The 14,425-nt window shown below is 63.8% G+C and carries 11 protein-coding genes; 1 reads left to right on the forward strand and 10 read right to left on the reverse strand.

Going from position 1 to position 14,425, the window contains the following annotated elements:
• From ABR948_RS20715 to ABR948_RS20730, 4 genes are all read right to left on the reverse strand, one after another.
• Nucleotides 1–403: formate dehydrogenase accessory sulfurtransferase FdhD (locus tag ABR948_RS20715; protein ID WP_428121441.1), on the reverse strand; the 403-nt coding region annotated here is incomplete at its 3' end.
• Nucleotides 404–405: 2 nt separating this feature from the next.
• Nucleotides 406–3,285: a formate dehydrogenase subunit alpha gene (gene fdhF / locus ABR948_RS20720; protein WP_428121443.1), complete on the reverse strand. Its 2,880-nt coding sequence runs from the start codon at nucleotides 3,283–3,285 to the stop codon at nucleotides 406–408.
• Nucleotides 3,286–3,309: 24 nt separating this feature from the next.
• On the reverse strand, nucleotides 3,310–4,866 hold the full coding sequence (locus tag ABR948_RS20725; RefSeq protein WP_428121446.1) for a formate dehydrogenase beta subunit: 1,557 nt from the start codon (nucleotides 4,864–4,866) through the stop codon (nucleotides 3,310–3,312).
• Nucleotides 4,863–5,339 carry a formate dehydrogenase subunit gamma gene (locus ABR948_RS20730; protein ID WP_428121448.1) on the reverse strand — a complete coding sequence of 159 codons (477 nt, stop codon included), beginning with the start codon at nucleotides 5,337–5,339 and terminating at the stop codon, nucleotides 4,863–4,865. The genes ABR948_RS20725 and ABR948_RS20730 overlap by 4 nt, the downstream gene beginning before the upstream one ends.
• 238 nt (nucleotides 5,340–5,577) lie before the next feature.
• Between ABR948_RS20730 and ABR948_RS20735 the strand changes: the two genes are divergently transcribed.
• On the forward strand, nucleotides 5,578–6,471 hold the full coding sequence (locus ABR948_RS20735; protein ID WP_428121450.1) for a LysR family transcriptional regulator: 894 nt from the start codon (nucleotides 5,578–5,580) through the stop codon (nucleotides 6,469–6,471).
• On the opposite strand, the gene ABR948_RS20740 is transcribed toward ABR948_RS20735, so the two are convergent.
• From ABR948_RS20740 to ABR948_RS20765, 6 genes are all read right to left on the reverse strand, one after another.
• Entirely contained in the window at nucleotides 6,472–8,856 is a 2,385-nt protein-coding gene (locus ABR948_RS20740) for a PAS domain-containing sensor histidine kinase (RefSeq protein WP_428121452.1), read from the reverse strand.
• Between the two features lie 217 nt (nucleotides 8,857–9,073).
• Nucleotides 9,074–10,456, reverse strand: a complete 1,383-nt coding sequence (locus tag ABR948_RS20745; protein ID WP_428121455.1) for a cation diffusion facilitator family transporter — start codon at nucleotides 10,454–10,456, stop codon at nucleotides 9,074–9,076.
• Between the two features lie 238 nt (nucleotides 10,457–10,694).
• The gene (locus ABR948_RS20750) at nucleotides 10,695–11,663 is read right to left on the reverse strand and encodes a zinc-binding dehydrogenase (protein ID WP_428121457.1); all 969 of its coding nucleotides are present in this window, start codon (nucleotides 11,661–11,663) and stop codon (nucleotides 10,695–10,697) included.
• A 33-nt stretch (nucleotides 11,664–11,696) separates the two neighbouring features.
• Nucleotides 11,697–12,692 (reverse strand): NAD(P)H-dependent flavin oxidoreductase, encoded by a 996-nt coding sequence (locus ABR948_RS20755; RefSeq protein WP_428121460.1) that lies wholly within the window; start codon nucleotides 12,690–12,692, stop codon nucleotides 11,697–11,699.
• A gap of 127 nt (nucleotides 12,693–12,819) precedes the next feature.
• Nucleotides 12,820–13,860 (reverse strand): 2-dehydropantoate 2-reductase, encoded by a 1,041-nt coding sequence (locus ABR948_RS20760; RefSeq protein WP_428121463.1) that lies wholly within the window; start codon nucleotides 13,858–13,860, stop codon nucleotides 12,820–12,822.
• Nucleotides 13,861–13,964: 104 nt separating this feature from the next.
• A complete protein-coding gene (locus ABR948_RS20765; RefSeq protein ID WP_428121466.1) occupies nucleotides 13,965–14,393 on the reverse strand; it encodes a CBS domain-containing protein in 429 nt (142 codons plus the stop codon).
• Between the last annotated feature and the right edge of the window lie 32 nt (nucleotides 14,394–14,425).

Consider the following 14,425-nt stretch of genomic DNA (forward strand, 5'->3'; position numbering starts at 1 on the left):
CGGCGAATGACCGGCCCGGCGCGACGACGGCCGCCGGGCGAACGGCTTCCGCGATGGAATCGATCCCGCACAACCCGCAGCCGGTGGGGCCCGCGATGTGCCGCCGCCGCTCGCTCAGCCGGTCCGCCCTGGACGGCGCCAGCCACATCCGCAGTTCGATGCCGTCATCGAGTTCCACGGCCTCGAATGTCTCGATTTCCTGCGCCGACAGCACGATGCCTTCGCTCAGGCTGAAACCGACCGCGAAATCCCGCAGATCCTGCGGCGTGGCCATCATGACGGCATAGGTGCCGCCATTATAGGTGAGCGCGATCGCGGTCTCTTCCGGGATCGCCCTTTTGCCTTCGCTGCTGTGGCCGTCGCGCCAGACCTGACGATCGACGGTACGAACCGGATCGGACACGACTACTCCGCGGCTTCCACAACAGGCGCAATGCGCCGGGAATGACGGGCCTGTTCGTCATACGCCTTTTGCCACTCGGAAGGACCGTTGGAAGGCGAGATCTGCACCGCCGTGACTTTGTATTCCGGGCAGTTGGTGGCCCAGTCGGAATACTCCGTGGTGATGACGTTGGCCTGGGTGTCCGGATGATGGAACGTGGTGTAGACCACGCCCGGCGCGACCCGTTCGGTCAGCAGGGCGCGCAAGGTGGTTTCGCCGGCGCGGCTCGCCAGCCTGACCCAGTCGCCGTCGTGCACGCCGCGCTGCTCGGCATCATGGGGGTGCATCTCGAGCCGGTCTTCCTCATGCCAGATGATATTGTCGGTGCGCCGGGTCTGGGCGCCGACATTGTACTGGCTGAGAATGCGGCCGGTGGTCAGCAGCAGCGGGTAGCGCGGACCGGTGCGCTCGTCGGTGGGGATATATTCGGTGATGACGAACTTGCCCTTGCCGCGCACGAAGCCGTCGATGTGCATCACCGGGGTGCCGAGCGGCGCCTTCTCGTTGCAGTGCCATTGCACCGAGCCGAGTTCGTCGAGCTTGGCATAGGATACGCCGGCAAAGGTCGGCGTCAGCGCCGCGATCTCGTCCATGATCTCGGACGGATGGCTGTACTTCATCTCATAGCCCATTGCCTTGGCGAGGCGGATGGTGACTTCCCAGTCGGCCAGCCCGTTGCGCGGCGTCGTCACCTTGCGGATGCGCTGGATCCGGCGCTCGGCGTTGGTGAAAGTGCCGTCCTTCTCGAGGAAGGTCGATCCCGGCAGGAACACATGCGCGTAGTTCGCGGTTTCGTTGAGGAAGAGATCGTGGACGATGACGCATTCCATCGCCGACAGCGCTGCGACGACATGCTTGGTGTTGGGATCGGACTGCAGGATGTCCTCGCCCTGGACATAGATGCCCATGAACGTGCCCTCGACGGCGGCATCGAACATGTTGGGAATCCGCAGGCCCGGTTCCTTGTTGAGCTTGACGTGCCACATCGCCTCGAAGGACTCGCGCACAGCGTCGCCGGAGATGTGGCGATAGCCGGGCAGTTCATGCGGGAACGAACCCATGTCGCAGGCGCCCTGAACGTTGTTCTGGCCGCGCAGCGGGTTCACGCCGACGCCGGGCTTGCCGATATTGCCGGTCGCCATCGCGAGGTTGGCGATGGCAATGACGGTGGTCGAGCCCTGGCTGTGTTCGGTGACGCCGAGCCCGTAATAGATCGCGCCATTGCCGCCGGTGGCGAACAGCCGGGCCGCGGCACGCAGCTCCTTCGGATCGACGCCGGTCGCAATCGCGGTCGCTTCCGGGCTGTTCTTCGGCAGCGCGACGAAGCTGGCCCAATCCTGGAACTCGCTCCAGTCGCAGCGTTCACGAACGAAGGCCTCGTCGACCAGACCTTCGGTGACGATCACATGGGCCATCGCGGTCAGCACGGCGACGTTGGTGCCCGGCAGCAGCGGCAGATGGTGCTGCGCCTCGACATGGGTGGAGCGGACGATATCGGTGCGGCGCGGATCGACCACGATCAGCTTGGCGCCGGCGCGCAGCCGCTTCTTCATGCGCGAGGCGAACACCGGATGCGCGTCGGTCGGGTTGGCGCCGATGATCAGGACCACGTCGGTGTATTCAACCGAGTCGAAGTCCTGGGTGCCGGCCGAGGTGCCGAAGGTGGTGGCGAGGCCATAGCCGGTCGGCGAGTGGCAGACGCGGGCGCAGGTATCGACGTTGTTGTTGCCGAAGCCGGCGCGGATCAGCTGCTGCACCAGATAGGTTTCTTCGTTGGTGCAGCGCGACGAGGTGATGCCGCCGATGGAGTCGCGGCCATATTTGGCCTGGATGCGCTTGAACTCGGAGGCCGCGTAGTCGAACGCCTCATCCCATGACACTTCGCGCCAGGGGTCGGTGATCTTGCGGCGGATCATCGGGTTGAGGATGCGCTCTTTATGGTTGGTGTAACCCCAGGCGAAGCGGCCCTTGACGCAGGAATGGCCGCGATTGGCCTTGCCGTCCTTGTAGGGCACCATGCGCACGACTTCCTCGCCGCGCATCTCCGCCTTGAAGGTGCAGCCGACACCGCAATAGGCGCAGGTGGTCACCGCCGAATGCTCGGGCTGGCCGATTTCGATCACGGATTTTTCGGTCAGCGTCGCGGTCGGGCAGGCCTGCACGCAGGCGCCGCAGGACACGCATTCGGAGCCCATAAAACTCTCGCTCATGCCGGGCGAGACCCGGCTCTCGAAGCCGCGGCCCGAGATGGTCAGCGCGAAGGTGCCTTGCACTTCTTCGCAGGCGCGCACGCAGCGCGAGCAGACGATGCATTTCGAGGGGTCATAGGTAAAATAGGGGTTGGATTCATCCTTCGGCATCCAGGCCGCATTGGCGGCGCCGCCCGACTTGGCGAACACGTGGTTTTCGCCCGCATAGCCATAGCGCACATCGCGCAGGCCGACCGCGCCCGCCATGTCCTGCAATTCGCAGTCGCCGTTCGCCGCACAGGTCAGGCAATCCAGCGGATGGTCGGAGATGTAGAGCTCCATCACACCCTTGCGGAGCTTCTTCAGCCGTTCGGTCTGGGTATGAACCACCAGGCCCTGCGCGGCCGGAGTGGTGCAGGACGCCGGCGTCCCCGCACGGCCCTCGATCTCGATCAGGCACATCCGGCAGGAGCCGAAAGCGTCCACCATGTCGGTGGCGCAGAGTTTTGGAATCTGGGTGCCGGCTTCCATCGCCGCGCGCATGATCGAGGTGCCCTCCGGCACCGTGATGCTCTGGCCGTCGATGGTCAGCGTCACCGTCTTTTCGGATTTGGAGCGCGGCGTTCCGAAATCGATTTCATGGATCAACGACATGGCGATCGTCCTTTATTCTAAAGTCTATTCCGCAGCCTGCAGGCGCGTGGGGGCCGGGCCAAAATCTTCCCGGAAATGCTTCAGCGCACTCGATACGGGGTAGGGCGTGAAGCCGCCCAGCGCACAGAGCGAGCCGAATTTCATGGTGTTGCAGAGGTCTTCGATGACGGCGATATTTTCCTGGACGCGCTCGCCGGCGCGAATCTTGTCGATGGTCTCGACGCCGCGGGTCGAGCCGATCCGGCAAGGGGTGCACTTGCCGCAGGATTCAATCGCGCAAAACTCCATCGCGAACCGCGCCTGCTTCGACATATCGACGCTGTCGTCGAACACCACGATGCCGCCATGGCCGATCAGGCCGTCGCGAGCCGTGAAGGCTTCATAATCGAACGGTGTGTCGAACAGCGCGCGGGGGAAGTAGGCCCCAAGGGGCCCGCCGACCTGCACCGCGCGAACCGGACGTCCCGTAAAGGTGCCGCCGCCGACATCGTCGACCAACTCGCCGAGCGTGATGCCGAAGGCGACCTCGAACAGTCCGCCATATTTCACGTTGCCCGCGAGCTGGATCGGCATGGTGCCGCGGGAACGGCCCATGCCGAAATCGGCATAGGCTTTGGCGCCGCCGGCCAGGATGAAGGGGATCGCCGCGAAGGACAGCACGTTGTTGATCACGGTCGGCTTGCCGAACAGGCCCTTATGCGCGGGCAGCGGCGGCTTCGCGCGCACGATGCCGCGTCGGCCCTCGAGGCTTTCCAAGAGCGAGGTCTCTTCGCCGCAGACATAGGCGCCGGCGCCGACCCGGACTTCGAGATCGAAGCTGTGGGCCGAGCCGCCAATCCGGGCGCCGAGATAGCCGGCGCGCTTGGCGGCCGCTATCGCGGCGTTCATCGCCTCCACCGCATGCGGATATTCCGAGCGGATATAGATGTAGCCTTTGGTGGCGCCGACGGTGAGGCCGGCAATTGTCATGCCTTCGATCACCACGAAGGGATCGCCTTCCATGATCATGCGGTCGGCGAAGGTGCCGCTGTCGCCTTCGTCGGCATTGCAGACGATGTATTTCTGCTCGGCGCTGGTCTGGGCAACCGTCTTCCACTTGATCCCGGTCGGAAAGCCGGCGCCGCCGCGGCCGCGCAGTCCGGAGGCGGTGACGTCGGCGAGGATGGCATCCGGTGTCAGCGTGAGCGCGCGCTCGAGACCCTTGTAGCCGTCATGGGCGCGATAATCCTCGACCGAGCGGGGATCGATCACGCCGCATCGGGCGAAAGTCAGGCGGGTCTGCCGTTTCAACCATGGAATCTGGTCGGCGATGCCAAGCCGCAACGGATGTTCGCCGCCGGACAGCATCGCGTCGAGCACGGAATTGGCATCAAACTCGCTTACCGGGCCGAACGCGACACGCCCTTGCGGTGTGGCGACCTCGATCATCGGCTCCAGCCAGTACAGCCCGCGCGAGCCGGTCCGGACGATCTCGATTTCAATGCCGCGCTTGCCGGCCGCAAGCCCCAGCACCAGAGCGACTTCGTCGGCTCCGACTGCTACCGCACCGGCATCGCGGGGAACGAAAATACGCAGGCTCATCGCTGTGCCTCCGCCACCAGCGCGTCGATGCGCGCTTCATCCAGCCGTCCGACGACGCGGCCATCCAGCATCGCCGAGGGGGCCGTGGCGCACAGGCCGAGGCAATAAATCGGCTCCAGCGTCACCCGCTCGTCGGCGGTGGTGTCACCCATGGCAATGCCGAGCTTGGCTTCCGCGCGCGCCGCCAGCGCATCGCCGCCGGCCGCCTGGCAGGCTTCGGCGCGGCATAGCTTCAGCACATGCCGGCCGGCAGGCTCATGACGGAAATCATGGTAGAAGGTGAAGACGCCATGGACCTCGGCGCGGGACAAATTGAGCGTGTGGGCGATCATCGGGATCGCCGGCTCCGGCACGTAGCCGAACGCTTCCTGGAGGGCATGCAGGATCACCAGCGTCGCACCTTCCAGGTGGGTGTGCTCCGCAATAATTTCCGCGCCGCGTGTGGCATCCCATGGTTCGTAAACTGGTGCCATCTGCCTTCTCTATCAGAGACTTATTACCAAACGCATGAATATTGGAATCGATCCAAATATCAATAAAGCTGTCTCATGCTGCGATACGGAAACGCGATCGATAAGAGTATGATATCAGCCGATATGAAAATCGAATGAATCGGGGCCGATACGGCCGCATCCCTCATGCCAGCCGGCTTTTGGCGTGTTCGTCCGGCACCGAGCATGGTATTTACTACCCTGAAATAGTGAGGTTTTTTTGATCGACAAGCTTGAACTGCTGCTCGCGCTGGCCAAGGAACGTCATTTCGGGCGCGCCGCCGAGGCCTGTGGCGTCACCCAGCCGACGATGTCGACCAGCCTCAAGCAGCTCGAGGAAATGCTCGGCGTCATGCTGGTGCAGCGCGGCTCGCGGTTCCAGGGCTTTACGCCGGAAGGCGAGCGCACCCTCGACTGGGCGCGGCGCATTGTCGGCGACGCCCGCGCGATGCGGCAGGAGATCAAGACCCTCAAGGACGGACTTTCCGGAGAAATCGCCATCGCGGCGATCCCGACCGCGCTCGGCATGGTTGAATCGCTCACCACGCCGTTTCGGGCCCGCCATCCGGACGTGCGCTTCCGTATCGTGTCCAGCACCTCGATCGCGGTACTCGGCCTGCTCGAGAACCTGGAGGTCGATGCCGGCCTGACCTATCTGGAAAACGAGCCGCTCGGCAAGGTCCGATCGATCCCGCTCTACAACGAGAGCTATCGCTTGCTGACCTCGCCGGATGGCATGTTCGGCGATCGCGATCAGGTGACATGGAAGGAAGTCGGGCAGGTGCCGTTGTGCCTGCTGACGCCCGACATGCAGAACCGCCGCATCATCGATCGCGCGCTTCGATCCGCCGGCGTCGAGGCGACGCCGACCCTGACCTCCAACTCCATCATCGTGCTCTATACCCACGTCAAGACCGGACGCTGGGCCAGCGTGATGCCGGCGCAGCTGGCGCAGACGCTGGGCCTGTCGGACGCGGTGCGCACCATTCCCATCGTCGATCCCACCGTCACCTACAGCGTCGGGCTGGTGGTTCCGCAGCGCGACCCGCTGACGCCGCTGATCGCCGCGCTTGCGCAAATCGCGCGCGAAGTCGCGCCGACGCTGGAATCCTAATTAGGAAGCCAGCGCCTTTTCCTGCAGCAAACCGAATTCCACCTTGCTGGAAAGTTCCAGAGCCAGTCTGGCGATCTGCGGGTCGGGTTTGCGCGCGTCGCGCGGCAGTGACACGAAGACCACGGTGCCGGTGCCGAGCTTCGAGCGCAGCCGCATCGATCCGCCGTGCAGATTGGTCAGCGACCGCGCGATCGCCAGCCCAAGCCCGGAGCCGTGATAGGTCTTGGTGAGCTGACTCTCGACCTGTTCGAACGGTCTGCCGAGCCGCCGCAACGAGTTCGGCGCGATCCCGATCCCGGTGTCGGCAATCATCAGCACGATCGAATCGCTGAGCAACCGGCTGCGGACTATGATCTTGCCGCCGTCGGGTGTGAATTTGACCGCGTTGGAAAGCAGGTTGACGATGATCTGCTTGGTCGCGCGGCGATCCGCGACCACGGGAATGACCCGCTCGATATCCGCATCGAGCAGCAGGTGCTTGTCGTTGGCGCGGCCGGACACTACCCGCAATGATTCCGCCAGCGTCTTCGACAGATCCAGCGGCTCCATGTCGAGCTTCATGCGGCCGGCCTCGATCTTCGACATGTCCAGGATGTCGTTGATCACTTCAAGCAAATAGTGACCGCTGGTGAGAATGTCGTGACAATATTCCTGGTATTTTTCCGAGCCGAGCGTTCCGAACATCCCGCTTTCCATAATCTCGGAAAATCCGATGATGGCATTGAGCGGCGTGCGCAGCTCGTGACTCATATTGGCGAGGAATTTGGATTTGGTCTGGTTGGCTTCCTCGGCGCGGTTTTTCTCTTCGGAATATTTTTCGGCAAGGTCGGCGAGTTCGATGGCCTGGCGTTCGAGCGCGGTCTGCGAACGTTTGAGGTCGATCACGGTGGCGCGCAGGCGCAGATCGTTGTCGACCAGCTTCTGTTCGTGTTCCTTGATGCGGGTGATGTCGGTGCCGACCGAGACGTAGCCGCCGTCCTTGGTGCGGCGTTCGCTGATATGCAGCCAGCTGCCGTCATCGAGTTGCGCCTCGAAGGTGCGCGCGCCCGGCGCCGGGGCCCCGGCTTCGTGCAGCCGGGTGCGGACCTCCGGCATGCTGCCGACCTCGATCACGGTTTCATAGGACGTGCCCGGCGTCACCGCCGAATCCGGCAGCTTGTGCAGCCGCTGGAAATGCGAATTGCACAGGACCAGGCGATCTCCCGCGTCCCATAGCACGAAGGCTTCCGGGATGGTCTCGATCGCGTCGCGCAGCCGCAGATCCGCCTCGACGGTCTTCTCGGCCAGGCTCTTTTGTTCGGTGATATCGACGGCAATACCGATCAGGTGCATACCGGCATCGGCCGCGCCCTGGCTAAGCTCGCAGCGAACCCGCAACCAGATCCAGTGACCGTCGGTGTGCTGCATGCGGAAGGTCTGGTCGATGTGATTGATCTTCGAGGAGATCAATTGATCGGCGATGGCGAATAAATCGATATCGTCGGACTTCACCAGCGCGTTGACCTCGCCGAAGGTCAAGAGGTCGCTGCGGGTGTCGAGGCCGAGCATCGTGAACATCGATTGCGACCAGAAGATGCGGCCGCGCGACAGATCCCAGTCCCACAATCCGCAGCGTCCGCGATTGAGCGCGGTATCGATACGCCCGCGCACGGCGTCGTTGATGAGATCGCCTTCGCGCGCGCGGGTCGATTGCCAGTGGAACGCGAAGCCGAGGATCAACACGACAAAGCCGGTGGTGGCCGAAAGCGTCACCGACAGGGCCGCGTCCGATCGCCAGAGCGAATCGACCTTTTCCTGGATGATGATGACCTGGCCGGGCAGTGATTTGACGATGTGCTGAACCGCCAGTGCTCCGCTGCCGTTCGGCAGAATGATGTCGGTGACGCTGCCCGGCTGCCCGAGCGTGCCCAGCGACAGCGCCGCGCTGACGGCGTCGAGAATGCGGCTGGTGTCGCCGAGCGCAACTTCCTCGATCGGGACGCGGGCGAGAATGCGCTGGTCGGCGCCGGTGACGATCACGTGCCGGCCGGGCGCGACGGCCCAGGAAGGAATGAGGCCGGGCAGCAGCAGCTGCAGGCGCTCAAAGGTGACGGCGCGATCCTGCCGGACAGAGGCGATGCGATCGAGGCGCTCGGCGAGTAAATCGGCGACCGCCGCGAGGTCGCGCTTGATGGCGGTGTGCTTTTGCCGGCTCTGATCGACCACCTGCACGAAGGCGCCGAGGCAGATGGTGATCAGGAACGCGATGATAAGGGTGGGCACAGCTCGGCGAAGCGCGGGCTCCGCTATCAACAGCCTGTGATAGGCTGGTTTTGCGATCGATTGCGCCAATCCCTTGATCGAATCGGATTGGACGCACTCGCTCGCCGCGTGTGCGCGCGCCATGCCTATAGCCCCCTTGGAAACTTGCCTGCACCCCGTCCGGAAGAACCCCAGTTGCTTCCGAATCAGAGCGATTTGAATCCAGTTTTTGCGGGCTGTCGAGAGTCAACGATTCGTTAATGCAAATAAATCTTGTCCACGTCGAATCGGGACTCCGAAATGTCCGCAAATTTACCTGCGAAGTGAGTCCGAAACGGGAACGCGCCCGGAATTTCGGATTTCAAGCCGCGCCCGGTGGCTCGGCGTGACTGATGACGCGCTTCACGGTCGGAAACGCGCGCCGCAACGCGCGCTCGATCTCGTCGACATTCTCGTGAACCTTGATCACGCTCATCGATGGCGCGGCGCGGCAATGAAAATTCACGATTTCACCGGCATCGGTATCGCGCACCCGGACATTGTGGATGTCATGGATCGCGCCATCGGCGGCAAAGCGCGCCAGTGCCGTCCGTATCGTCTCGACACGGTCGGGCGCGGCATCGGTGCCCAGCGGCAATTCCGGTTCCAGCGGCTCGATATGGGTGTCGACTTCGACATCCTCGCCGAATTCGTCGCGGATGTTGCGCTCCAGCTCCTGGGCGATGTCGTGGGCGGCGGTCAGCGCCATATCACCGTCGACTTCGAGGTCGATGCTGACGGTGAGCTTGCCGCCGAGATCGTGCACGGTGACATGATGGATGGCGAGACCGGAATTGCGGGCGATCACCATGATGCGTTCGCGCACGCTTTCATTGTTGCGGGCGACCGGGACGGCGGTGAATGTCAGGTCGGCATCATCGAGCGCTTCGGTGATCGCTTGCTGCGCCTTGCGCTTGATCTCGTCGACGCGGTCGATCGGGTAGGTGCGCGGCACCTGCACGATGGCGTCGATGAAATGGGTCGACCCCACCATCCGCACCCGCAGCCGTTCGACATCGACCACGCCCGGCACCGTCCTGATCGCCGCATCGGCTTTCTCGGAGACGCCTTCAGGGGCGCGGTCGACCAGGGTTTCGACGGTGGAACGGGCCAGCCGCATGCCCAGCGCGGCAATCATCACGGCGACGCCGATGGCGGCGGCGGCATCGCCCCAGGCATAGCCCAACCCCGAAAGCACCAGTCCGATGATGACGGCGACCGAGCCCAGCACATCGGAGGCAAAATGCAGCGCGTCGGCGGCCAAAGCCTGGCTCTTGGTGTCGTGCGCGGCCCGGTGCAGCGCCCGGGCGCGCCAGAAATTCACGGCGATATCGATCAGCAGCACGATAAACGGGATCGCCGACAGTGTCGGCGGTGGCGCGCCTTCGCGCAGACGGCTGTAGGATTCGACCAGAATGCCGCCCGCCAGCACGTAGAGCATCGCGATAATGCCCAGCGCCGACACGCTCTCCAGCTTGCCGTGGCCGTAATGATGTTCCTGGTCCGCCGGCCGGTCGGAAACCCGCACCACCATCCAGGTGATGACGGTCGCGACCACGTCGACCGAGGAGTGCAGCGCCTCGGAGATCAGCGCGAGACTGCCGATGCTGGCGCCGACCGCGAATTTGGCCGCGGCCATGCCGGCGCTGGCAAAGATCGAGATCGCCGCGACGCGGGATTTGACGGTGTGATCGGGGTGATTCATGGGCGCGGTTTAGCAGCCCGTCATGCAACATTAAAGACGCGCTCAAGCCGCAATCGCAACTCAGTTGCAACAGCAATTGTTGCGAATTGTTCTGACTAAAGAAACGCTATCACCGCGGTTCCCGGATGCGGCACAACGCCCAGCCTATGCTGCTGATCCGAGCCACTTGTGAGGGGTGTGCGGACCGGCTCCGCGGAGCAACGCAACAGCGCTGCTCCGCGCCGCAGACATCCAGGGATTACAGCGTCACGACGATCTTGCCGAGATGCTTGTTGGCCTCCATGTGCTCGAACGCCTTGCCGATGTCGGCGAAGGAAAACACCTTGTCGATCGGCAGCTGCAGTTTGCGCGATTCCACCGCCGGCCAGATATCCTTGCGGACCTCGTCGAAAATCTCGCGGATTTCCTCGATCGAGCGGGTGCGGAAGGTAACCCCGATGTAGGTGATGCGGCGCGCGGCGTGGAGGTCGAAGTTAAAATCGGCGTGGGTGCCGCCGAGCCTGCCGACATTGACGATGCGGCCCTTGACCTTGGTGGCTTTGAGATTCTGGCTCGCGACCTTGCCGGACACCTGGTCGACGATCAGATCGACGCCTTCGCCGCCGGTCGCCTGCAACACCTGATCGACCCAGCCGGGATCGCTGGAATCCACCGCCAGATCGGCGCCGAATTCCTTCAGCCTGCCGCGCCGCGCCGCATCGGTTGAAGAACCGACCACCAATTTGGCGCCCTTGAGCTTGGCGATCTGCAACGCCATCAGGCCGACGCCGGAGCTGGCGCCCTGAATCATGACGGTCTGGCCGGGCTGCAAGGCGCCGTTGGTCACGACGGCATTGTGCATGGTGGAAATGGCGATCGGCAGGGTGCAGGCTTCCTCGAAGTTCATATTCGAGGGCGTGCGGAACAGCCGGCCGTGATCGGCCAGCGTATATTCGGCGAAGGCGGCGCCGCCCGACCCCATCACCTTGTCGCCGACCTTGACACCCCCGGCGTTGGGACCGAGTTCGGCGACTTCGCCCGCCCATTCCATGCCCAGCACGGTGCCGGCGCCGCCGGCGGCGCCATGGGCGTGGCCCTTGGTCATGCCGAGGTCGGCACGGTTGAGGCCGCAGGCGTGCACCCGGATCAAGACCTGCGTGCCTTTCGGCGCGGGCCTGGCGACATCGGCGATGGCAGCGCCATTGGCGCCGTAGACATAGGCCTTCATGCGATCATTCTCGGTTGGTGGGATGGAAGCGGTCTACTCGGCGGCTTGACGGCGGGTGCCGGACATCATGCCTTCGAGCCGGCTTTGAATAATGGCTTCGGCGTCGCGCATGATGCGTGATACCAGCTCCGCGCAGCTCGGGATATCGTGGATCAGGCCCTGCACCTGGCCGGCGGACCAGATGCCCTCATCGGCATCGCCGGTCGCGTAGACCATTTTGCCGCGGGCGCCGGCCACGAGTTCGCGAACCTGCTCGAAGGTAGCACCCTCCCTTTCCATCGCGACCACTTTGGTGCTGACCGCGTTTTTGGCGACGCGCGAGGTGTTGCGCATGGTGCGGAAGATCAGTTCGGTCTCGCGTTCGTCATTGGCGACGATCTTTTCCTTGATCAATTGATGGATCGGGCTCTCCTTGGTGCACATGAAGCGCGTGCCCATGTTGATGCCCTCGGCGCCGAGCGCGAGGGCCGCGACCAGGCCACGGCCGTCGCCGAATCCACCCGAAGCGATCATCGGAATTTTGACCTTGTCGGCGGCCACCGGAATGAGAATGAGGCCGGGGGTATCGTCCTCGCCGGGATGTCCGGCGCACTCAAAACCGTCGATCGAAATCGCATCGACCCCCATGCGCTCCGCCGACAGCGCGTGGCGGACGCTGGTGCATTTGTGCACGACCACGACGCGGTGCTTCTTGAACTCGGTGACGTGTTCCTGCGGCTTGTTGCCGGCGGTCTCGACGATCTTGATGCCGCTCTCGATAATGGCCTGACGATATTCCGCGTAAGGCGGCGGCTTGATCGACGGCAGAATGGTCAGATTGACGCCGAACGGCTTGTCGGTCAGGCCACGGCAGCGCGCGATTTCTTTGGTCAGGTCTTCGGGCGTCGGCTGCGTCAGTGCGGTAATGAAGCCGAGCGCCCCGGCATTGGCGACCGCCGCGACCAGTTCGGCGCGGCCGACCCATTGCATCCCGCCCTGGACGATCGGATGTTCGACGCCGACGAGCTCGGTAAATCGTGTTTTGATCATGGCCTGCCCTTTAGAATCGTTTCCCCGGCGTCGTGCGCGCCTTGATCTCTTTTGGTTTTCAGGGAGGCAGGATGCCGTCGCGACCGGCAAATGTCCACCGGGTGCGCCGCCGGTCACGGCAATCCGATCATGCAAAAGCGGGGGAGTTCGCGGGTAGCTTTGCAGGCGAGTTTATTTGCGCCGGCGGACTGACGCCGCGCAGTCCGGCGATCTCCGCGCGCTGCACGACCAGCGCCAGCACGGTGTCGAGCGCCGGGGTCGGGGTCTCTGTCAAACGGCCCATTTCCTGAACCACAGAGACCAAGGGGTCGATCTCCATCGGACGTCCGCGTTCCAGATCCTGCAGCATCGAGGTCTTGTGCGCGCCGACCTTGCGCGCGCCCTCGATCCGCCGCTCGGCGTCGACCCGGAACCTGACGCCGAATTTTTCGGCAATCGTCTGGGTCTCCAGCATGATCGCCTTCGACAGCGCGCGCGTTGCCGGATCGGAGCAGATCACATCGAGCGTCGCATGGGTCAGCGCGCTGATCGGGTTGAGGCAGACATTGCCCCAGAGCTTGAGCCAGATTTCGTCGTGAATGCGCTCCAGCACCGGCGCCTGCAATCCGGCCGCGGTGAACAGCGCGGAGAGCCGCTGTACGTCCGGGCTGATCTCGCCCGACGGCTCCCCGATCGGAAAGCGGTCGCCATAGACATGGCGGATCACGCCGGGGGCTTCGATCTCGGTGGCGGGATAGACGATGCAACCGATGGCACGCTGCGGACCCAATTCGCGCCATTGCCGTCCACCGGGATCGATGCTCTCCAGCGTCGAGCCCTCGTAGCGGCCGCCATGTCTGTAGAAATACCAATAGGGAATTCCGTTGACCGCCGTGACGATGCGGGTATGCGGGCCGAGCAGTGGCTGCATCGTTTCGATCACGCCGGTGATGGAATGGGCCTTCAGGCAGATGATGACGAAGTCCTGATGCCCGAGTTCGGCGGGGTTGTCGGTGCAGCGCGGCCGCACCACGCGTTCTTCATCGCCGATCAGCAGCTTCAGTCCGTGAGCACGCATGGCGGCGAGATGCGCGCCGCGCGCGACCAGGCTGACATCGGCGCCGGCGCGGGCGAATTGTACGCCGAGATATCCGCCGATCGCGCCGGCGCCGTAGATGCAGATTTTCATGACGTCCCTTCGAATGTGGGTGAGGGAAATGTCAGCCGACCTCACGCGCCGGCTTTGAGCGGCACTCAGGGCCGGCGCGATGGCCGCCGAAGCGGAGAGGGTGGTCAGGCGACGGATCGTGCCGGGGCGGTTGCCGCGTCATCGAACGCGGTTGAGATGTCGCGGATGCTGATGACGCCGATCAGGCTGTAATTGTCGATGACGGGCAGATGCCGGATGTGGCGCGTGTTCATGAGATGACGAACATGTTCCAGTGTATCGGTCGACGTGCAGGAGACCAGCTGTTGCACCGATATCAATTGCGAAATCTTCAGATTGACGCCGGCGGCACCGTGGTCGGCGATGGCGCGCACGACGTCGCGCTCGGTGAACATGCCGACCGCGGTATTGCCCTCGGTGTGGACGACATCCTTGACCACCAGCGCGCTGATATTGCTGGCGCGCATCAATTGGGCGGCAATGGCCACGGTTTCATTCATCCGGACCGTGGCAACGCGGGCAGTCTTTTTGCGCAGGATGTCTTCGACTTTCATCGCAACCTCCTTCAGGTCAGCCGCAGGCGTGT

Origin of the sequence: Bradyrhizobium sp. (genome assembly GCF_050014615.1) — a bacterium.
In the GTDB taxonomy this organism is placed as follows: domain Bacteria; phylum Pseudomonadota; class Alphaproteobacteria; order Rhizobiales; family Xanthobacteraceae; genus Bradyrhizobium.

Coding starts and splice junctions, on each gene's coding strand:
- fdhF (WP_428121443.1), bottom strand. CDS start 3,285: ATGTCGTTGATCCATGAAATCGATTTCGGAACGCCGCGCTCCAAATCC.
- ABR948_RS20725 (WP_428121446.1), bottom strand. CDS start 4,866: ATGAGCCTGCGTATTTTCGTTCCCCGCGATGCCGGTGCGGTAGCAGTC.
- ABR948_RS20730 (WP_428121448.1), bottom strand. CDS start 5,339: ATGGCACCAGTTTACGAACCATGGGATGCCACACGCGGCGCGGAAATT.
- ABR948_RS20740 (WP_428121452.1), bottom strand. CDS start 8,856: ATGGCGCGCGCACACGCGGCGAGCGAGTGCGTCCAATCCGATTCGATC.
- ABR948_RS20745 (WP_428121455.1), bottom strand. CDS start 10,456: ATGAATCACCCCGATCACACCGTCAAATCCCGCGTCGCGGCGATCTCG.
- ABR948_RS20750 (WP_428121457.1), bottom strand. CDS start 11,663: ATGAAGGCCTATGTCTACGGCGCCAATGGCGCTGCCATCGCCGATGTC.
- ABR948_RS20755 (WP_428121460.1), bottom strand. CDS start 12,692: ATGATCAAAACACGATTTACCGAGCTCGTCGGCGTCGAACATCCGATC.
- ABR948_RS20760 (WP_428121463.1), bottom strand. CDS start 13,860: ATGAAAATCTGCATCTACGGCGCCGGCGCGATCGGCGGATATCTCGGC.
- ABR948_RS20765 (WP_428121466.1), bottom strand. CDS start 14,393: ATGAAAGTCGAAGACATCCTGCGCAAAAAGACTGCCCGCGTTGCCACG.